The 18,636-nt window shown below is 45.0% G+C and carries 17 protein-coding genes and 2 tRNA genes; 16 read left to right on the top strand and 3 right to left on the bottom strand.

From position 1 onward, the window contains the following. The 8 genes from ACXAC1_RS00315 to sthA all read left to right on the top strand — a co-directional run bounded on the left by ACXAC1_RS00315 (position 1) and on the right by sthA (position 7,286). Complete coding sequence (locus ACXAC1_RS00315) at positions 1–1,197, top strand: NADH:ubiquinone reductase (Na(+)-transporting) subunit B (protein WP_133560200.1); 1,197 nt, start codon at positions 1–3, stop codon at positions 1,195–1,197. Beyond that, complete coding sequence (locus ACXAC1_RS00310; RefSeq protein WP_199462118.1) at positions 1,190–1,987, top strand: Na(+)-translocating NADH-quinone reductase subunit C; 798 nt, start codon at positions 1,190–1,192, stop codon at positions 1,985–1,987. Before ACXAC1_RS00315 ends, ACXAC1_RS00310 begins: the two co-directional genes overlap by 8 nt. 2 nt (positions 1,988–1,989) lie before the next feature. Continuing rightward, positions 1,990–2,652 (top strand): NADH:ubiquinone reductase (Na(+)-transporting) subunit D, encoded by a 663-nt coding sequence (locus tag ACXAC1_RS00305; protein ID WP_133560198.1) that lies wholly within the window; start codon positions 1,990–1,992, stop codon positions 2,650–2,652. After that, positions 2,653–3,261: an NADH:ubiquinone reductase (Na(+)-transporting) subunit E gene (gene nqrE, locus ACXAC1_RS00300; RefSeq protein ID WP_133560197.1), complete on the top strand. Its 609-nt coding sequence runs from the start codon at positions 2,653–2,655 to the stop codon at positions 3,259–3,261. It abuts the gene before it with no gap. A gap of 42 nt (positions 3,262–3,303) precedes the next feature. Next, a complete protein-coding gene (gene nqrF / locus ACXAC1_RS00295; RefSeq protein ID WP_133560196.1) occupies positions 3,304–4,527 on the top strand; it encodes an NADH:ubiquinone reductase (Na(+)-transporting) subunit F in 1,224 nt (407 codons plus the stop codon). 74 nt (positions 4,528–4,601) lie between these two features. Then, on the top strand, positions 4,602–5,618 hold the full coding sequence (locus ACXAC1_RS00290) for an FAD:protein FMN transferase (protein ID WP_475057464.1): 1,017 nt from the start codon (positions 4,602–4,604) through the stop codon (positions 5,616–5,618). A gap of 21 nt (positions 5,619–5,639) precedes the next feature. Beyond that, the gene (gene nqrM / locus ACXAC1_RS00285) at positions 5,640–5,873 is read left to right on the top strand and encodes a (Na+)-NQR maturation NqrM (protein WP_475057461.1); all 234 of its coding nucleotides are present in this window, start codon (positions 5,640–5,642) and stop codon (positions 5,871–5,873) included. Positions 5,874–5,891: 18 nt separating this feature from the next. Then, the gene (gene sthA / locus ACXAC1_RS00280; protein WP_475057458.1) at positions 5,892–7,286 is read left to right on the top strand and encodes a Si-specific NAD(P)(+) transhydrogenase; all 1,395 of its coding nucleotides are present in this window, start codon (positions 5,892–5,894) and stop codon (positions 7,284–7,286) included. A 71-nt stretch (positions 7,287–7,357) separates the two neighbouring features. Here the strand turns inward: sthA and ACXAC1_RS00275 are convergent, their stop codons facing one another. Next, entirely contained in the window at positions 7,358–7,906 is a 549-nt protein-coding gene (locus ACXAC1_RS00275) for a hypoxanthine-guanine phosphoribosyltransferase (RefSeq protein WP_228189775.1), read from the bottom strand. 33 nt (positions 7,907–7,939) lie between these two features. After that, the gene (locus ACXAC1_RS00270) at positions 7,940–8,791 is read right to left on the bottom strand and encodes a YihY family inner membrane protein (protein ID WP_475057455.1); all 852 of its coding nucleotides are present in this window, start codon (positions 8,789–8,791) and stop codon (positions 7,940–7,942) included. 342 nt (positions 8,792–9,133) lie between these two features. On the opposite strand from ACXAC1_RS00270, the gene ACXAC1_RS00265 reads away from it, so the two are divergent. The 8 genes from ACXAC1_RS00265 to ACXAC1_RS00230 all read left to right on the top strand — a co-directional run bounded on the left by ACXAC1_RS00265 (position 9,134) and on the right by ACXAC1_RS00230 (position 17,616). After that, positions 9,134–9,210, top strand: a tRNA-Arg gene (locus ACXAC1_RS00265). 108 nt (positions 9,211–9,318) lie between these two features. Further along, complete coding sequence (tig, locus tag ACXAC1_RS00260) at positions 9,319–10,653, top strand: trigger factor (RefSeq protein ID WP_133560190.1); 1,335 nt, start codon at positions 9,319–9,321, stop codon at positions 10,651–10,653. A gap of 71 nt (positions 10,654–10,724) precedes the next feature. Further along, positions 10,725–11,357, top strand: a complete 633-nt coding sequence (gene clpP, locus ACXAC1_RS00255; protein WP_475057452.1) for an ATP-dependent Clp endopeptidase proteolytic subunit ClpP — start codon at positions 10,725–10,727, stop codon at positions 11,355–11,357. 16 nt (positions 11,358–11,373) lie between these two features. Beyond that, positions 11,374–12,657, top strand: a complete 1,284-nt coding sequence (clpX, locus tag ACXAC1_RS00250) for an ATP-dependent Clp protease ATP-binding subunit ClpX (RefSeq protein ID WP_475057449.1) — start codon at positions 11,374–11,376, stop codon at positions 12,655–12,657. Between the two features lie 182 nt (positions 12,658–12,839). Then, positions 12,840–15,233 carry an endopeptidase La gene (gene lon, locus ACXAC1_RS00245; protein WP_475057447.1) on the top strand — a complete coding sequence of 798 codons (2,394 nt, stop codon included), beginning with the start codon at positions 12,840–12,842 and terminating at the stop codon, positions 15,231–15,233. A 120-nt stretch (positions 15,234–15,353) separates the two neighbouring features. Then, positions 15,354–15,626: an HU family DNA-binding protein gene (locus ACXAC1_RS00240; protein ID WP_067038717.1), complete on the top strand. Its 273-nt coding sequence runs from the start codon at positions 15,354–15,356 to the stop codon at positions 15,624–15,626. A 7-nt stretch (positions 15,627–15,633) separates the two neighbouring features. Next, positions 15,634–15,710, top strand: a tRNA-Asp gene (locus tag ACXAC1_RS00235). A gap of 76 nt (positions 15,711–15,786) precedes the next feature. Further along, on the top strand, positions 15,787–17,616 hold the full coding sequence (locus tag ACXAC1_RS00230) for a SurA N-terminal domain-containing protein (RefSeq protein WP_475057444.1): 1,830 nt from the start codon (positions 15,787–15,789) through the stop codon (positions 17,614–17,616). Between the two features lie 80 nt (positions 17,617–17,696). On the opposite strand, the gene ACXAC1_RS00225 is transcribed toward ACXAC1_RS00230, so the two are convergent. Then, positions 17,697–18,620: a Dyp-type peroxidase gene (locus tag ACXAC1_RS00225; RefSeq protein WP_475057441.1), complete on the bottom strand. Its 924-nt coding sequence runs from the start codon at positions 18,618–18,620 to the stop codon at positions 17,697–17,699. Positions 18,621–18,636: the final 16 nt, after the last annotated feature.

Below are 18,636 nucleotides of genomic sequence, written 5' to 3'. Positions count from 1 at the left end.
ATGGGTCTTAGAACTATTCTAGATAAAATGGAGCCAGAGTTTCACTCAGGCGGAAAATACGAAAAATGGTACGCATTGTACGAAGCGGTTGATACGATTTTCTATCGCCCAAGCCACGTAACTAAAGGTGGTTCTCACGTTCGTGATGCGGTTGACATGAAACGTGTCATGATCTTGGTGTGGATGTGTACTTTCCCTGCCATGTTCTTTGGCATGTACAATATTGGCTTCCAAGCGAATACTGCACTTGACGCAATGGGTGCAGCGCCTGCTGATACTTGGCGTCAAGGTATCATTGGTGCGTTAACGGCATACAATGTGGACAGTATTTGGGACAACATGATTTATGGCGCGATGTACTTCTTGCCAGTCTATCTAACAACGTTCGTTGTGGGTGGTTTCTGGGAAGTATTGTTCGCAGCTGTGCGTAAGCACGAGGTAAACGAAGGCTTCTTCGTTACTTCTATCCTGTTTGCTCTAACGCTTCCAGCAACGATCCCATTGTGGCAGGTTGCGCTAGGTATCACTTTCGGTGTGGTACTAGGTAAAGAAGTATTTGGTGGTACAGGTAAAAACTTCCTTAACCCAGCGCTTGCTGGTCGTGCGTTCCTATTCTTCGCTTACCCAGCATCTATGTCTGGTGATGCGGTTTGGACTGCAGTGGATGGTTACTCTGGTGCGACAGCGTTAAGCCAGATGGCAGCGGGCGGTGTAGAAGCTGTTTCTGTTGCTTGGTCTGATGCATTCTTCGGTGTTATCCAAGGTTCTATGGGTGAAACGTCTACTCTTGCGATCCTAATTGGTGGTGGTGCACTACTAATTATGAAGATTGCTGCTTGGCGTATCGTAGCTGGTGTGATGCTTGGTATGGTGGCTACCTCTTTGCTATTTAATGCAATTGGTTCTGACACTAACGCTATGTTTGCAACACCTTGGTACTGGCACCTTGTTATCGGTGGTTTCGCTTTCGGTATGATGTACATGGCGACTGACCCAGTGTCTGCGTCTATGACTAACCGCGGTAAGTGGTTCTACGGTGCACTAATTGGTGTGATGGTTGTGATGATTCGTGTGGTTAACCCAGCATACCCAGAGGGTATGATGTTGGCGATCTTGTTCGCTAACTTGTTTGCTCCGTTCATTGACCACTTCGTAGTTCAAGCAAACATCAAACGGAGGATCGCTCGCAATGGCTAGCAGTAACGATAGCATTTCAAAAACCATCATTGTTGCGGTTGCACTGTGTTTGGTGTGTTCAATTTTCGTTGCGGGTGCGGCGGTTGGTCTAAAACCAATTCAGCAAGAAAACCGTGACCTTGACCGTAAGCGCAATATCTTGGCCGCTGCACAAATGCTTCAGCCAGGTGAAAATATCGACGAGGTGTTTGCTAACGTTGAAAAGCGTCTAGTAAATGTATCTGAAGGTCGTTTCGCAACAGAAGAAGAACTTGCGCAAGCAGGTGTGACGGTTGATGCTTACAACCAACAAGCTGCCGCTAAAGACCCTGCGCTGTCTGTTTCTTTGAGCGGTGACCAGGATCCTGCAAGTATCAAGCGTCGTGCTAACTTCGCAACAGTTTATGTTGTGAAAGACGAAAACGCTGATGCACGTATCATCTTGCCGGTTCATGGTTACGGCCTATGGTCAACAATGTACGGCTTCATGGCGCTTGAAGGTGATTTCTCTACAGTGGTTGGTTTTGGTTTCTACCAGCAAGCTGAGACACCTGGACTAGGTGGTGAAGTAGATAACCCAGCATGGAAAGCATTGTGGGAAGGCAAAGAAGTTTACAATGAGCAAGGCGATGCTGTGATTGCCCTAGCGAAAGGTGCTGTTGATCCTAATGATCCACAAGCGTCTCATAAAGTAGATGGTCTTTCTGGTGCAACGTTGACAAGCCGTGGTGTAACAAACCTAGTTCAATACTGGTTGGGTGAAGATGGCTTCGGTCCTTTCCTTGCCAAGCTGCGTAGTGAGGGAGTGTAAGCATGTCTGATGTGAAAAAAGTCCTCTTTGGACCGATTCTTTCAAATAACCCGATCGCGCTTCAGATCCTTGGTATCTGTTCTGCGTTAGCGGTTACAAGTAGCTTAAGTGTTAGTTTGGTTATGTCCATCGCACTGACGCTTGTAACAGCATTTTCTAACTTGTTTATCGCGGTGATCCGCTCACACATTCCTAACAGCATTCGTATCATCGTACAGATGATTATCATTGCTTCGTTGGTAATTGTGGTAGACCAAGTGCTAAAAGCATTTGCTTTCGAAATCAGTAAGCAGCTTTCGGTATTCGTTGGTCTAATCATTACGAACTGTATCGTAATGGGTCGTGCTGAAGCGTACGCGATGAAAAATGGTCCAGCAATGAGTTTCCTTGACGGTATCGGTAACGGTCTGGGTTACAGTGCAATGCTGATCATTGTAGGTTTCTTCCGTGAGCTTCTGGGTGCCGGTAAATTGTTTGGTGTGCCTGTTTTCGAAACAGTTCAAAACGGCGGTTGGTACCAGCCAAACGGTTTGATGCTTCTTCCACCAAGTGCTTTCTTCGTAATCGGTCTAGTTATCTGGGCGCTTCGTGCATACAAGAAAGAACAGGTTGAAGAGCCAGAGTTTAAGATTGCGAAAAACTCGCGTTCTCAGGAGGCCCTATAAATGGAACACCTAATTAGTCTTTTTATTAAGGCGGTTTTCGTAGAAAACATGGCGCTGGCTTTCTTCTTGGGTATGTGTACATTCCTGGCACTATCTAAGAAAGTTGAGACTGCGATCGGCCTTGGTATTGCAGTAGTTATCGTATTGGCGGTAACGGTTCCTGTGAACAACTTGCTTTACCAAAACCTTCTAGCTGAAGGTGCATTGGATTGGGCTGGTCTGCCAAACGTTGACCTTAGTTTCTTGGGTCTATTAAGTTACATCGGTGTTATTGCAGCGATCGTACAAATTTTGGAAATGACATTGGATAAGTACATGCCTGCGTTGTACAACGCATTGGGCGTGTTCCTTCCATTGATCACTGTAAACTGTGCCATCATGGGTGCCTCTCTATTCATGGTAGAGCGTGACTACAACTTCTCTGAAAGTTTGGTTTACGGTGTTGGTGCTGGTATTGGTTGGGCGCTGGCGATTGCAGCTCTGGCTGGTATCCGTGAGAAGCTAAAATACTCTGACGTGCCTGCGGGTCTTCGTGGTTTGGGTATCACGTTCATCACTGTAGGTTTGATGAGCTTGGGCTTCATGTCATTTTCTGGTGTGCAGCTTTAATCGCTGCACTGTTGGGACAACCAAGAATAAGGTTTAACTAGCATGAACTTAGAAATCATTCTAGGTGTTGTGATGTTTACCGCTATCGTACTAGCGCTAGTGGCGATCATTTTGTTCGCCCGTGCTCGCTTAGTTAGCAGTGGTGACGTGACAATCCGAATTAATGGGGAAAAGGAAGTGACAGCACCAGCCGGTGGTAAGCTTCTACAAACCCTAGCGAATAGTGGTATTTTCCTATCGTCTGCATGTGGCGGTGGTGGTACTTGTGCTCAGTGTAAATGTAAAGTGACATCGGGTGGTGGCTCAATGCTATCTACTGAGCAGTCACACTTTACACGCCGTGAAGAAAAAGAAGGTTACCGTCTTTCATGTCAGGTTGCTGTTAAGCAAGATATGGACGTTGAAGTGCCTGAAGAAGTATTCGGCGTAAAAGCTTGGGAATGTACTGTTGAGTCTAACCCGAACGTTGCGACCTTCATTAAAGAGTTGACGTTGCGTCTACCGGAAGGTGAAAACGTAGACTTCCGTGCTGGTGGTTATGTGCAGCTTGAAGCGCCACCGCATACGGTTAACTACAAAGACTTTGATATTCAAGAAGAGTACCGTGGTGATTGGGACCACTTTAACCTATGGAAATTTGTTTCTAAGGTTGATGAGACCATTATTCGTGCTTACTCAATGGCGAACTACCCTGAAGAGAAAGGTGTTGTTAAGTTCAACATTCGTATCGCTTCACCGCCACCAGGTAAAGACGATGTGCCACCAGGTCAAATGTCTTCTTACGTATTCAGCTTGAAGCCAGGTGATAAAATTAAGGTATACGGTCCGTTTGGTGAGTTCTTCGCTAAGGATACGGATGCTGAGATGGTATTCATCGGTGGTGGTGCGGGTATGGCGCCTATGCGTTCGCACATTTTCGACCAGCTTAAACGTCTGAACTCTAAGCGTAAGATGTCTTTCTGGTACGGTGCGCGTAGTTTGCGTGAAGCTTTCTACACAGAAGAGTACGACATGCTACAAGAAGAGAACGATAACTTCGTGTGGCACCTAGCTCTATCTGATCCACAACCAGAAGATAACTGGGAAGGTAAGACTGGTTTCATTCACAACGTGTTGTATGAAAACTATCTGAAAGATCACCCAGCGCCAGAAGATTGTGAGTTCTACATGTGTGGACCTCCAATGATGAACGCGTCTGTTATCAAGATGCTAGAAGACTTAGGCGTTGAGAAGGAAAATATTCTTCTTGATGACTTTGGTGGCTAGCACTGAGTAAAACACAGACCCACCTTAACTGGTGGGTCTTTGTTTTTCTTTCCCTGTTAGGACATTAGGTCTCTATGAAAAACAAATTTCTACTGGCTTTAATGGCCGTTGTTCTTGCCACCATTCTTTTTAAAGCAGTTTCTTTTTCTCCAGAGTTGGAAAGCTTTTCAGGTCCAACGATGGGAACAACGTATACCATTAAATATATCACGACAGCTGATGCTCCTTCTCGAGAGGATCTAAAGGCATTGGTTGATGATGCTTTGGTTCATGTGAACAAACTGATGTCTACGTATGATCCAGGCTCTGAGTTGTCATTGTTTAACAAACAGCCCGCTGGCTCAACCGCTACGGTGTCTGATGGCATGGCGTATGTGGTGGGTGAAGCGCTGAAAATCAGTGAATTAAGCGCTGGGAAATACGATGTTACTGTTGGACCATTGGTTAACTTATGGGGTTTTGGTCCTGGTAAACATGAAGACAAAGTCCCAACAGATACTGATATCGCAGAAGCTAAAGAGCGAGTTGGTTATCACTATGTGCGCTTGGAAGGCAATGAATTAACCAAGGCTCGTAATGTTTATGTCGATCTGTCTTCTATTGCCAAGGGGTATGGTGTCGATGAAGTGGCACGAGTGCTCAGAAAAGCAGGAATTCAAAACTACCTTGTTGAGGTAGGTGGTGAATTGTCTGTTTCTGGTACTAAGCTTGACGGTAGTGCTTGGCTGGTAGGGGTGGAAAGCCCTGCTGGTGGTCATAATGTTGCTCAACGTGTTATCGAAGCAAACGATATTGCGATTGCGACTTCTGGTGACTATCGAAACTATTTTGAAAAGAATGGTGTGCGCTATTCACACACCATTGATCCAACAACGGGTAAGCCGATTACGCATAGATTGGTATCTGTAACGGTAATTGACTCAAATGCGACCCGCGCGGATGGCTTGGCAACAGCGATAACGGTGTTAGGCCCTGAAGCAGGATTGAAATTCGCTCAGGACAACAGTATTGCGGCGTACATGTTAGTGAAAGAAGATTTTGGCTTTGCTGAGCAGTACTCCGACGCCTTTAAGTCTTACCTTTCAAACTAAATTGCATTGAGGTAGATAAATATGACTACGATTGTGTTAGCTTTTGTATTGATGATTGCTTTGGTAGCGGCCATGGCAGTGGGAGTTCTGATGGGACGTAAGCCAATTTCAGGTTCTTGTGGCGGCATGAGTGCTCTGGGCATGGAGGTGGCTTGTGATATTTGTGGCGGTGATAAAGGGAAGTGCGAAAAGGAAACTAAGAAAGCACGACTAGCCAAGGTCTCTGATGAGCAGTTTTATGACGCAACGAAATAGATGAGGTAGTAAAATCTTATGACGACTAGACATTATGATGTCGTGGTACTAGGTACCGGTCCCGCTGGGGAGGGGGCTGCAATGAATGCAGCTAAAGCGGGTAAGCGAGTTGCTGTCATTGAAGCTAGTCCGCGAGTTGGCGGTAGTTGTACTCATCTGGGTACCATTCCGTCGAAAGCGCTGCGCCATGCGGTTAAAGAAATTATTGCTTTTAATACCAATCCTATGTTCCGAGACATCGGTGAGCCACGTTGGTTCTCTTTTCCGAAAGTGCTTGAGCATGCAAACAAAGTTATCGATAAGCAGGTGCTGGGTCGTACTGAATACTACGCTCGAAACCGTATCGATGTTTTTTTTGGTCGTGGTCGCTTTAAAGACGCACACACTATTGAAGTAAATACTTACGAGAAAGGCCCTGAAGAGCTAGTGGCTGAGAAAGTTGTGATCGCGACTGGCTCGCGACCATATCATCCTGCGAATATTGACTTCACGAATCCTCGTATTTACTGCTCTGACAGTATTTTAACGCTTAGTCATACACCGCGTTCTTTGATCATTTACGGTGCAGGCGTTATCGGTTGTGAGTATGCTTCGATCTTCTGCGGTCTAGGTGTAAGAGTTGAGTTGATTAACCCAGGTAAGAAACTATTGAGTTTCTTGGATGATGAAATCACAGATGCATTAAGTTATCACTTACGTGATGGTGGTATTTTAATTCGCCATAACGAGACGTTTGAGAAAGTTGAAGGTTCTGATCGTGATGTTGTGATGACGATGGCATCTGGTAAGAAAATCCGTGCTGATGCCTTGTTGTTCTGTAATGGTCGCTCAGGCAATACAGAGAGCCTTGGTCTTGAAAATATTGGTCTTGAGACGAACTCCCGTGGTCAGCTGGCCGTTAATGATACGTATCAAACGGCAGTTGAGAATGTCTACGCGGCCGGAGATGTGATTGGTTGGCCAAGCTTAGCGAGTGCTGCCTATGACCAAGGTCGTTCGGTAGCGGCTAACATGTTGGGTCTTGAAGGTGGGCACTTCATTTCAGAAGTTCCAACAGGCATCTACACGATCCCTGAAATCTCATCAGTAGGTAAAACTGAGGCGGAACTGACGGCTGAAAAAGTGCCTTATGAAGTTGGGCGCGCATTCTTTAAGAATACGGCTCGAGCTCAGATTACTGGTGAAGCAGTGGGTATGCTGAAGCTACTGTTCCACCGAGAAACGCTTGAGATCCTTGGTATTCACTGTTTCGGTGACCAAGCTTCTGAGATCGTTCACATCGGTCAAGCAATCATGAAGCAGCCAGGTAAATTGAATACCTTGAAGTATTTCTTAAATACTACGTTTAACTACCCAACGATGGCTGAAGCTTATCGTGTTGCGGCATTGAACGGCTTTAACCGAGTATTCTAACGCCGAGTTAAACTCATAAAAAAAGGCGCTATGCGCCTTTTTTTATGCTTCTTGATACGCCTTCGAGTCTCTTATTTACCCTTTACTGCGTATATGCCTTGTAAGTTGCGGAAGTAGCCTTGGTAGTCCATGCCGTAGCCAAATAAAAATCGGTCTTCTACGTCTAGACCATTGTAGTCTGGGCGCATATCAACTTTACGGTTGTGTAGCTTGTTAACGACCGTTGCAGAGTAAACATTTTGCGCGCCGTTTTCTTCAAACCATTTGATGATAGCTTCTAAGGTGTGTCCTTGATCAAAAATATCATCAACGATGAGCACATCGCGACCCTTAAAGTCTGCTTGCGGATAGCGAGTCCAGTTTAGAGTGCTGCCAGTTGTCTCCATGCCGTAGCGACTAGCATGAACGTAATCTAGCTCAAGTGGAAATTGCAAACGCTGCATAAGTGCGCCTGTTGGTAATAAACCGCCATTCATGACGCAGATAACCAGAGGAAGTTTGTCTGCTAGGTCGTCGGTGATTTGTTTTGCCATTTTATCTAGGGCGTCATTCAGTTCAGCCTCAGAAATTAGGCAATCCGCCTCGTTCATAATGGAATTCAGTTCGTCGATATTATGCATAGGTATATTTAGGTAATAGGAAAGTTTGACCGATCATTCTAACTTAGAATGCTCTTTATAGCGATCCAGTTTATGCAAAGTTGCGTTAAGACTGACGGTTAGCAATATGATTAGCCAGCTAACTTGCAGCCAAATTAGAAAAATAGGAAGTGCGGCGAAGGCTCCGTAAACAATCTGATAGCTGGCAAAAAATTGTGCGAAATTGGCAAACACAGAGTTCAGTAAAACAATTGCGATCGCACCAAGCATTGCTGAAATCGCAGTTAATTTCACTTTTACCTCGTTGTTAGGCGTTAAAAAGTTAATCGTAAAGAGCAGAAGAAAGTAAACCACGTAACTACTGAGCTCAAACAGTCCTTCCAGCACATTAGGTATGTAATTTCCTGTTAGCTGATAGGAAAGTAGCGTGCCATATAAGCTCATCACTACTGCGAGCATGATGGGGCCGAGCGTTAAAATAGCCCAATAGGTAAGCAGTCTTTCACGGATTTTTCTTCGTTGCTTAATTTGCCAAATGGCTTGTACTGATCCTTCAAAGCTATTGAGAAGTAGAAGGGCTGTCAGTATCAATGTGGCAATGCCTGCGGCAGGTAGGTTTTTGGTTTGTTCTGAAAACGATAATAAATAGGGGATGACGGTGCTGCTACTACCAGGGGCAAGATGTGCTTCCACATACGCTACGAGAGAATCTTGCATGGCAACCATCGCAGGCGTAAGGCGTAGTATGCCAAATACAATGGTAATAATCGGGACTGCGGCAAGTAACGTTGCTAAGGTTAAGTGTGCGGCTCTAAGAGATACCTGGTAGCGCAGCGCTCTGTTCCAAACCAATCTTAATAGCTGATAGCTTTGTAATGCGGCATTTTTAACAGCTTTCGTTTCCATTCTTGTTACCTCAAACAGCTTTAGAGGATTGTAGCGAGAAAAGCAGTATCAATCTAATGTGTAAATAATATGGTAAGTGCACATCTATAGTGCAAGGGGAATAAAAGTGATCCATTTTGGTTGCAAAACGGTATACAGGGGACTAATATTGCACTCGTTCCTTTTGTGATATTTGTACTGTTGAGTGACTAGGGTATAGCTAAGATATATTCTCGGTTCCTTGGTGACGAAAAGTCATATATTATCTTTTAGCCCAGCTTTGCTGGGCTTTTTTATGTCTTTGAGTTGACGATTGATATTCCTTCCATATAATAGCGCGTCACTATTTGTGATGTAGTATCTGCGCCTGTAGCTCAGTTGGATAGAGCATCCCCCTTCTAAGGGGATGGTCGGGGGTTCGAATCCCTCCAGGCGTGCCATTACATTACGTTAATAAAATTTTTGGTCTTGTTGACTGAGCTATAAGTTAAGTCGTGATTCTTCGCGGCGGCGTCAACAAATAAAGCACGTTCCCAAGAGGAAGTTTTATGCAAGTTTCTGTAGAGACAACGTCTCCAATCGAACGCGTTCTTACTATTAGCGTTCCTGCTGCACGTATTGATGATAAAGTTAACGCTGAAGTAGCTAAAACAGCTAAGACAGTACGTATCGATGGTTTCCGTAAAGGTAAAGTGCCAGTTAGCGTTGTTAAAAAGCGTTTCGGTCAAAGCATCCGTATGGAAGCGCTTGAGCAAGTTATGCGTGACGCTTACGTTGAGGCAATCCAAGCTGAATCTATCAACCCAGCTGGTATGCCTGCTATCGAGCCTAAGAACATCGCTGAAGGCGCTGATCTTGAGTTCGTTGCAAAAGTTGAAGTTTACCCAACGATTGAACTTGCAGACGCTTCTAAAATTGAAGTAAATCGCGTTGTTGCTGATGTAACAGAAGCAGACGTTGATACCATGCTTGAAACACTACGTAAGCAAAATGCTGAGTGGTCTGCAGTTGAGCGTGAAGCGAAAGACGGCGATCAAGTAACTATCGACTTCGAAGGTTTCTTAGGTGAGGAAGCATTTGAAGGTGGCGCAGCACAAGGCCACAAACTGGTTCTAGGTTCTAACTCAATGATCCCTGGCTTCGAAGAAGGTATCGTAGGTATCAAAGCTGGCGAAGAGCGTACAATCACTGTAACGTTCCCAGAAAGCTACCAAGCTGAGCACCTAGCTGGTAAAGAAGCATCATTCAAAATTACTGCCCATGAAGTTGCTGAACAAGTACTTCCTGAGCTAAATGACGAGTTTGCTTCTAAGTTCGGTCTAGAGACTGCTGACCTAGCAAGCCTACGTGCTGAAGTTCAGAAAAACATGGAGCGCGAACTAAGCCAAGCAGTAAAAGCGAAGCTTAAAAACTCTCTATTCGATCAACTTCTAGCACTTAACCCAGTAGATGTTCCTGCATCTTTGGTAGAGCAAGAAGTAAATGGTCTACGTCAGCAAGCTGCACGTCAATTCGGCAACATGGAAGGTTTTGATCCGTCTCAACTTCCAGCTGAGCTGTTCAGCGAAGAAGCGACTAAGCGCGCGAAGATCGGTCTTTTGATCTCTGAAGTGATCCAGAAGAACGAACTTAAAGTAGAAGATGATCGTGTGCGTGCATTCTTGGAAGATATGGCGCAAGCTTACCAAGAGCCACAGCAAGTAGTTGAATTCTACTTAAACAACAAAGAGCAACTAGCTCAAGTTCAATCTGCTGTACTTGAAGAGCAAGTTGTTGATAAACTGCTAGAAAGCGCACAAATTACTGAAGTAGCTCTAAGTTACGAAGACGCTATCAAGCCAGAAGCTCAAGCTGCCGAGGCAGAAGAGACTGAAGAAGCATAAGCATAGCTTATAATTCTAATAGGCCGGTATAGCGTAAGCTATACCGGCCTTTTCGTTTTAAGGAATAGAATATGAATTTAATGACCCCTACAACTGGTCCAGTCGCGATTACAAGTAATGGCCTAGTCCCAATGGTTATTGAGCAGACCGCTCGTGGCGAACGTTCTTTTGATATTTACTCTCGTTTGCTGAAAGAGCGTGTCATCTTCTTAGTGGGACAGGTAGAAGATCACATGGCCAACCTTGTTGTTGCGCAGTTATTATTCTTAGAATCAGAGAACCCTGATAAGGATATCCATTTGTACATCAACTCTCCTGGCGGTTCTGTGACAGCAGGCATGTCAATTTATGATACCATGCAGTTTATTAAGCCTGATGTGAGCACTATGTGTATCGGCCAAGCTGCCAGCATGGGGGCGTTGTTGCTAACTGCTGGAGCGGAAGGTAAGCGTTACTGTTTGCCTAACTCTCGTGTCATGATTCACCAGCCTTTAGGTGGTTACCAAGGTCAGGCTTCTGATATCGAAATTCACACTCGCGAAATTCTAGGTATCAAGCATCGTTTGAATGAAATCATTGCCCATCACTCAGGTCAGCCAATTGAGAAAGTTGCGCAAGATACAGATCGTGATAACTTTATGAGTCCGCAGTCGGCTAAAGAATACGGTTTGATTGACGATATTTTAGAAAAACGCGAAGTATAAAAAAGGGTGGACTTTAATGTCTGATGATAAATACAGCCGAGGTGAGCATTCTGATCGCTTGCTGTACTGCTCTTTCTGTGGAAAGAGTCAGGATGAGGTTAAGAAGCTAATTGCTGGCCCTTCGGTATATATCTGTAATGAATGTGTTGACCTTTGCAACAACATCATTACGCAAGAATTGATGCAGGGTGAAGGTGAAACGGAAGCGAAAGATGAATTGCCGACACCTTCAAAACTTGCTGCAGCGTTAGATGATTATGTAATTGGACAAGATCGAGCTAAAAAGGTCTTGGCGGTTGCGGTTTATAACCATTACAAGCGTTTGCGTCACCAAGGTTTGGCAAACAAAGATATTGAGCTTGGCAAGAGTAATATTCTTTTGATTGGTCCAACTGGTAGCGGTAAAACGCTGTTGGCACAGACTCTTGCTCGTGTTTTGGATGTGCCATTCACAATTGCCGATGCAACAACATTGACTGAAGCGGGTTATGTTGGTGAAGACGTCGAGAACATCATACAGAAACTGTTGCAGAACTGTGATTACGACGTCGATAAGGCGCAGCGAGGTATCGTTTATATTGATGAAATCGATAAGATTTCTCGTAAATCTGATAACCCGTCCATCACTCGTGACGTATCTGGTGAGGGTGTGCAGCAAGCGCTGTTGAAACTGATCGAAGGTACTGTTGCATCTGTTCCTCCGCAAGGTGGACGTAAGCACCCTCAACAAGAGTTTGTTCAAGTGGACACTTCGAACATTCTGTTTATCTGTGGTGGTGCCTTTGCTGGCCTTGAACGTGTGATTAGTGATCGTACTGAGAAAAGTAGTATTGGCTTTAAGGCAACGGTTAAGAGCAAAGAAGAAAATCGTTCTTTCTCTGAGTCTATTCATGATGTTGAAACAGAAGACTTAGTGAAATTTGGTTTGATTCCGGAATTTGTTGGTCGTTTGCCTGTTGTGGCAACACTTTCAGAGTTGGACGAAGAAGCCTTGATGACGATTTTGAGTCAGCCTAAGAACGCTTTGACTAAGCAGTACCAGCATTTGTTTGAGCTAGAAGGTGTTGAGCTTGAATTCACTGAAGAGTCTTTGCGCGAAGCGGCTCATTTAGCCTTAGAGCGTAAAACTGGAGCTCGTGGTCTGCGTAGCATTTTAGAGTCTTCGTTGCTGGAATGCATGTATGAATTGCCTAATCGTACTGATGTTGCGAAAGTGGTAATGGATGGATCATCTATTCGTGGTGACTCTGCACCTCTAATGGTATTAGAGAGCGAGCAGAAAGACGCTTCAAACGGTTAGATTTCATCCGTTCTTCGCTTGGGCTGTCCAGCCCAAGCGAAATTCTCCCCTAAACTTTTGTTTTTCTTTTAATTCCCTTCTTTATTGCGCTTGCAATTTCAGCTCGTTGACCCTATCTCTTATTTATATCAGTTAAGTCACACGTCAATGCTAAGTTCATTGATGTTCAGTTGGAAGAAATTATGTCCGAATCAGATTCTAAATTTTTACCTATGCTGCCTTTGCGCGATGTTGTCGTGTATCCGCATATGGTGTTGCCGCTATTTGTTGGTCGTAAAAAATCTATTGCAGCGCTAGAGTCTGCAATGGATGGCGACAAGCTGGTTTTTCTTGTTGCCCAACAAGATGCTTCAAAAGATGACCCAAAACGTGACGATTTGTACACTATTGGTACCGTTGCCAAAGTTATTCAATTGCTACGTCTTCCTGATGGCACGGTTAAGGTGTTAGTGGAAGGTCAGTACCGCGCTTCATTGCAAGATCTTGAGGAAGGTGATGAGTGGGTTTCGGCGACGATTGAAGAAGTGCCTGAAGCCGAAGACGATGAGTCAGAATACCCAGCAATCCGCAATGCATTGATTAAGCAGCTGGATGAGTATGTTGCTGGTAGTAAGCGTATTCCAAGTGAAGTGGTAACGTCTCTTAAGTCCATAGATGATTTATCTAAATTGATCGACTCTATTGCCGGTCATATGAGTCTGAAACTTGAAGATAAGCAGCGTGCATTGGAGTTGAGCTCTCTAGTTGAACGTGGTGAGCATCTGATGGGGCTTATGGATGGGGAGCTTGATATTGCTCACCTTGAGAAGAACATCCGTAGTCGTGTCAAAAAACAAATGGAGAAAAGCCAGCGTGAGTACTATCTGAATGAGCAAATGAAGGCGATTCAGAAAGAGCTGGGTGATATGGATGAAGGCAGCAATGAGTTGGATTTGCTGCAAGAAAAAATTACTGAAGCGAAAATGTCTCCTGAGGCGACAGAGAAAGCTGAAGGTGAGCTGAAGAAGCTCAAAATGATGTCTCCTATGTCCGCTGAAGCCACGGTGGTGCGCGGTTACATTGATTGGTTAGTGTCTTTGCCATGGGCGAAGCGTTCTAAGGTTCGTAACGACTTGGTGTACGCCGAGAAGGTTCTGAATGAGGATCACTATGGCCTTCAGGACGTAAAAGATCGAATCTTAGAGTTCCTTGCTGTACAGCAGCGTGTGAAAAAGGTGAAGGGTCCTGTTTTGTGTTTGGTAGGGCCTCCAGGTGTTGGTAAAACATCCCTTGGCCAATCGATTGCTCGTGCGGTAAACCGTAAATATGTCCGTATGGCGTTAGGTGGTGTGCGTGATGAATCTGAGATTCGAGGTCATCGCCGAACTTACATAGGTTCAATGCCGGGCAAGTTGCTTCAAAAGCTTGCAAAAGTAAAAGTTAAGAACCCGCTTTTCTTGTTAGATGAAATCGACAAAATGGGTATGGATCAACGTGGCGACCCAGCATCAGCCTTGCTTGAGGTGTTGGATCCAGAGCAAAATCATACCTTCAGCGATCACTATTTAGAAGTGGATTATGACCTTTCGGACGTAATGTTTATTTGTACGTCTAACAGTATGAATATCCCTGGGCCTTTACTGGACCGTATGGAAATTATTCGTATTCCAGGTTACACAGAAGACGAAAAGCTTAATATTGCTAAGCGTTATTTGCTGCCAAAGCAAATGAAGCAGAGTGGCCTGAAAGAGTCTGAAATTGAAGTCTCTGATGAGGCGCTGATGGATGTTGTGCGTTACTACACAAAAGAGGCTGGTGTGCGTGGGCTTGAGCGCGAGATCAGCAAAGTATGCCGTCGTGTGGTGAAGGAGCAAGCTCTTAAGAAGAGTAAAGATGCCGTAAAAGTAGCATCTGAGAACTTGGAAGAGTACTGCGGAGTTCGCAAATTTAGTTACGGTAAGGCGGAAGAAAATAATCAGATTGGCCAAGTTACAGGTTTGGCTTGGACATCTGTGGGTGGTGAATTACTCACCATTGAGGCCGCAGGTGTGCCAGGTAAGGGTCGTCATGTGAAAACGGGCTCTCTAGGTGACGTCATGCAAGAGTCGATTCAAGCGGCTTTAACGGTTGTTCGAAGCCGTGCAGTCGGTCTAGGAATTGATGACGATTTCCATGAAAAAGTGGACCTGCATTTACACGTGCCTGAAGGGGCTACGCCAAAAGATGGTCCAAGCGCTGGTATTGCAATGTGTACTGCCATCGTATCTGTGCTTGCTAAGGTGCCTGTGAAGGCCTCTGTGGCCATGACAGGCGAGATTACGCTGCGTGGTGAGGTGTTGCCTATAGGTGGCCTCAAAGAGAAGCTTCTAGCTGCTCACCGTGGTGGTATTAAAACGGTATTAATTCCTCAGGAAAATACTCGAGATCTGAAAGAAATACCTGACAACATTAAAGCGGACCTAGAAATTGTGCCGGTTAAATGGATTGATGAGGTGCTAGATGTGGCATTAGAGTACGTTCCATCACCAAAAAGTGAAGAAACTGTGTCAGGAAAGGAAAAAACTGTTGATGAACAAGAATCTGTGAGTCATCATTAGGCCAAACCCTGTGTTGACAGGGCCTAAGATAGCCTTGTATAAATGCTCATCTTGATCCGACCGCTACTTTTGGTCGAATTAAAAATCTAAGGAACCACGATAATACTGAAGGGGTAGAACGTGAATAAATCAGAATTGATTGATGCTATTGCGACGTCCGCAGACTTGTCTAAAGCTGCTGCAAGTAATGCGTTGGATGCTACGTTGACTGCGATCGAAGAAGCACTAGCAAAAGGCGACCAAGTAACTTTAGTTGGTTTTGGTACTTTTTCAGTAAAAGAGCGTGCGGCACGTACTGGTCGTAATCCTCAAACTGGCGAAGAAATCCAGATCAGTGCTGCTAAGGTGCCTAGCTTTAAAGCGGGTAAAGGCCTTAAAGACGCGGTGAACTAATGAATTTGGAGCGGTAGTTCAGTTGGTTAGAATACCTGCCTGTCACGCAGGGGGTCGCGGGTTCGAGTCCCGTCCGTTCCGCCATTAGAGCAAAGAGGTGTGTTCCCAGCGGAATGCACCTTTTTTGTTTTACAGATAATAGTTTTAAGGTTGAGGCGAGATGCTCCAGGATATCAGAGATAAGTCACAAGGCATTATTGTTAAGGTCATCATTGGTGTAGTAATTGTGACTTTTGCTCTATTCGGTGTTGAAGCATTGGTACAAAGCTTTACTTCAACAGATACCGTTGCAGAAGTAGATGGTAAAGAAATTTCTCGAACGCAATTGTTGCAGTCCGCTGAGACGCAACGTCGTCAGCTAATTTCAATGATGGGCGGCCAAATTGATCCTGCAATGTTAGAGGAAAATGCCTTGCAGCGACGTGCATTGGATGAGTTGATCCAACGTACTGTCATGATGAACCAAGCTGAACAGCTAAATCTAGGTGTGTCAGATGCTCAAGTTGATGCGTACCTATTGCAAGCAGAGCAATTTCAAACCGATGGTCAGTTTGATCAGAATAAGTATTTAAACTTTATTCGCTCACTTGGTTTTACACCGTTAGCATTTAAAGAGCGTATTAAACAGGATGTGTTGATTCAGCAAACTCGAAACGCTTTGGCTGGCTCTGAGTTTGTGCTACCTAGTCAGGTAGAGAACATCGTTGCCCTACAAAATCAGAAGCGTAGTTATGACTTCATTCGCTACTCTCTAGCAGACCAAACCGAACAGGTAACGGTAGAGGATGATGCGCTACAAGCTTACTACGATGAGCACCAAGCGAGCTTTGTGACGCCGGAGCAAGTAAAGATTGATTATGTTGTTGTGTCAGCGGCTGATCTTCAGGGTCAAGTTGAGGTGTCTGATGCAGAGTTGAATGACGCTTATCAAGCGCGTGTTGCGAGTTTCCAAGGTGAAGAGCGTGAAGCCGCACATATCTTAGTGGATACTTCGTCTCGTTCTGATGATGAAGCTAAGGCGCGCATTGCAGAGATCAAAGCTAAGCTTGATGATGGCGCTTCCTTTGCGGATTTGGCGGCAGAGTACTCTGATGACCTAGGTTCAAAAGAATCTGGCGGTGATTTAGGCTTTGTTTCACGCGGCATTATGGTTGAGCCATTTGAAAACACTCTGTTTGCTATGGAGCCAGGTACTGTTGAAGAAGTAAAAACTGAGTTCGGTTACCACTTAGTTGAGCTTAAGAGTGTTAGCGAGACAGAAGCACCTTCTTTAGCGGATATGCGTGATGAGTTAATGTCTGATCTAGTTGCAGAAAAAGCGAAAGATACTTTGCTTGGTGCCCATGAAACGATTACAGATCTGGCTTATGCGAGCGACGACTTGTCTGCAATTGCTAAAGAATACGGTCTTGCTGTACTGACATCGGATTACTTTGGTCGTGATGGTGGTACGGATGATATTACCTCTGCGCCGGCGGTTATTGCAGCGGCTTACAGCCCTACGGTTTTGGAAGATGGTCATAACAGTGATTTAATCGAGCTTAGCGATGAGCAGGTTGTGGTGATTCATAAGAATGATCACAAAGCCGAAGCAAAGCAAACGTTTGAAGAAGCGAAAGACGCTATTACTTCTATTGTCGTTCAAGAGAAAGCGCTTGAGGAATTAAATCAATTAGCTGAGCAAGCACTGGAAACAGGGGCTGGTGATTGGACTGCTGTTAGCAGTGCTGAGCGTGGTCAAGACGAAGTGACTAGCTTAGCTTTCGGTTTGCCTCACCCAACTGATGGCAAAGCCTCGGCTGGAGTTGAGACCGCGGCAAATGGCGATGTGGTTGCGATTCGTTTAACGGAAGTTAGCCTAGGTGACCAAACAGTCGATGATGCGCAAAGAGATATTTATGAAAACTACTTATCTCAGACTTTGGCGTCTATGACGTTACGTGCGCAGCAGAATCTATTGAAGAATTCCGCTGAAATTGTTCGTAATTAGAATCTAGCGTTACGAAAAAAGACCACGCATTGCGTGGTCTTTTTGTATCTTCCGAAGAGGCCTAACTTGCTAGGTGTTTGTTAAGCGTCCAGCCCTTTGAAAAAACTAATTGGAGGCATAAAGAAGGCACTGCCATGTGTCGCGGAGGTGTACTTCATTAAATGGTCTACACGGCCCTCTTCATCCCCTTCGATCATGCTCTTAAGCATTAGGTCAAAAATGATAGGGGTTTTCGAGTAGCTTGCGAAAATAAGACCTTGCTCATTTAGGTCGCCAAACGGCATGCTCTGTCTTAGCAGCTCCATAGATTTACCATCGGCATCCTTCAATGACGTACGTTTAGTATGTGCGTGAGGGGATTTGTCTGCGCCTGCATATTCTTCGTTATCGTATTTGGTACGACCGTAGGTATCCTCTTGTACTTTAAGGTCTTGCTGCTCCCATTTGGCTAAGTCATGAACAAATTTCATGTAGTTAAAGTATGAGCCGCCTCGGTACTGTAATTCGTCGTCTGCAACCAGTGCTACCGAAGCTCGGTCCTCTCCTTGAGGGTTTTCAGTGCCATCAACAAATCCCGTAAAGTCACGATTATCTAAATACTTGAAGCAGTCAACGCTGTCTTTTAAGGTGACAAAGTTTTTAACAGCTTTGTAAAGCGCGAGTGATAGTTGATGGGTTGCATCCCGTCGGTTCGAGCGGATATGCCACATCATGTCAAACGCTTGGTCTTGCACACTCAGCAGTGGGCCAGTCAGGGACGGAAACTGGGTTAACTCTCGAGGTGCTGCGTGTTTCGTGATGCGTTCGAAGCTGTGTATAGAAAAGCCGATAGCGGCATGAAGCTCGGTATCCGGAAATTGTTTCTGAACCGACTCTATTAGGTCAGGGAAGGCCGCTAATGCTTTTCTGAGGTTTGTCTCTTGACCCGCAACTGCATCAAGGGCAATAAAGGACGCATCGCTGGATGCTTCAGCAGTGATGCCAGTTTGGTGTGCCTGCGTCATAGTGTAAAAGCTCCTT

This window comes from Marinomonas sp. AWM4_232 (assembly GCF_056158325.1).
Note: the sequence above shows the minus strand (reverse complement) of the source record. Positions and strands in the feature narration are given on the sequence as shown.

Coding starts and splice junctions, on each gene's coding strand:
- clpP (WP_475057452.1), top strand. CDS start 10,725: ATGAATTTAATGACCCCTACAACTGGTCCAGTCGCGATTACAAGTAAT.
- lon (WP_475057447.1), top strand. CDS start 12,840: ATGTCCGAATCAGATTCTAAATTTTTACCTATGCTGCCTTTGCGCGAT.
- nqrE (WP_133560197.1), top strand. CDS start 2,653: ATGGAACACCTAATTAGTCTTTTTATTAAGGCGGTTTTCGTAGAAAAC.
- tig (WP_133560190.1), top strand. CDS start 9,319: ATGCAAGTTTCTGTAGAGACAACGTCTCCAATCGAACGCGTTCTTACT.
- ACXAC1_RS00225 (WP_475057441.1), bottom strand. CDS start 18,620: ATGACGCAGGCACACCAAACTGGCATCACTGCTGAAGCATCCAGCGAT.
- ACXAC1_RS00275 (WP_228189775.1), bottom strand. CDS start 7,906: ATGCATAATATCGACGAACTGAATTCCATTATGAACGAGGCGGATTGC.
- nqrF (WP_133560196.1), top strand. CDS start 3,304: ATGAACTTAGAAATCATTCTAGGTGTTGTGATGTTTACCGCTATCGTA.
- sthA (WP_475057458.1), top strand. CDS start 5,892: ATGACGACTAGACATTATGATGTCGTGGTACTAGGTACCGGTCCCGCT.
- ACXAC1_RS00230 (WP_475057444.1), top strand. CDS start 15,787: ATGCTCCAGGATATCAGAGATAAGTCACAAGGCATTATTGTTAAGGTC.
- nqrM (WP_475057461.1), top strand. CDS start 5,640: ATGACTACGATTGTGTTAGCTTTTGTATTGATGATTGCTTTGGTAGCG.
- ACXAC1_RS00290 (WP_475057464.1), top strand. CDS start 4,602: ATGAAAAACAAATTTCTACTGGCTTTAATGGCCGTTGTTCTTGCCACC.
- ACXAC1_RS00315 (WP_133560200.1), top strand. CDS start 1: ATGGGTCTTAGAACTATTCTAGATAAAATGGAGCCAGAGTTTCACTCA.
- clpX (WP_475057449.1), top strand. CDS start 11,374: ATGTCTGATGATAAATACAGCCGAGGTGAGCATTCTGATCGCTTGCTG.
- ACXAC1_RS00310 (WP_199462118.1), top strand. CDS start 1,190: ATGGCTAGCAGTAACGATAGCATTTCAAAAACCATCATTGTTGCGGTT.
- ACXAC1_RS00305 (WP_133560198.1), top strand. CDS start 1,990: ATGTCTGATGTGAAAAAAGTCCTCTTTGGACCGATTCTTTCAAATAAC.
- ACXAC1_RS00270 (WP_475057455.1), bottom strand. CDS start 8,791: ATGGAAACGAAAGCTGTTAAAAATGCCGCATTACAAAGCTATCAGCTA.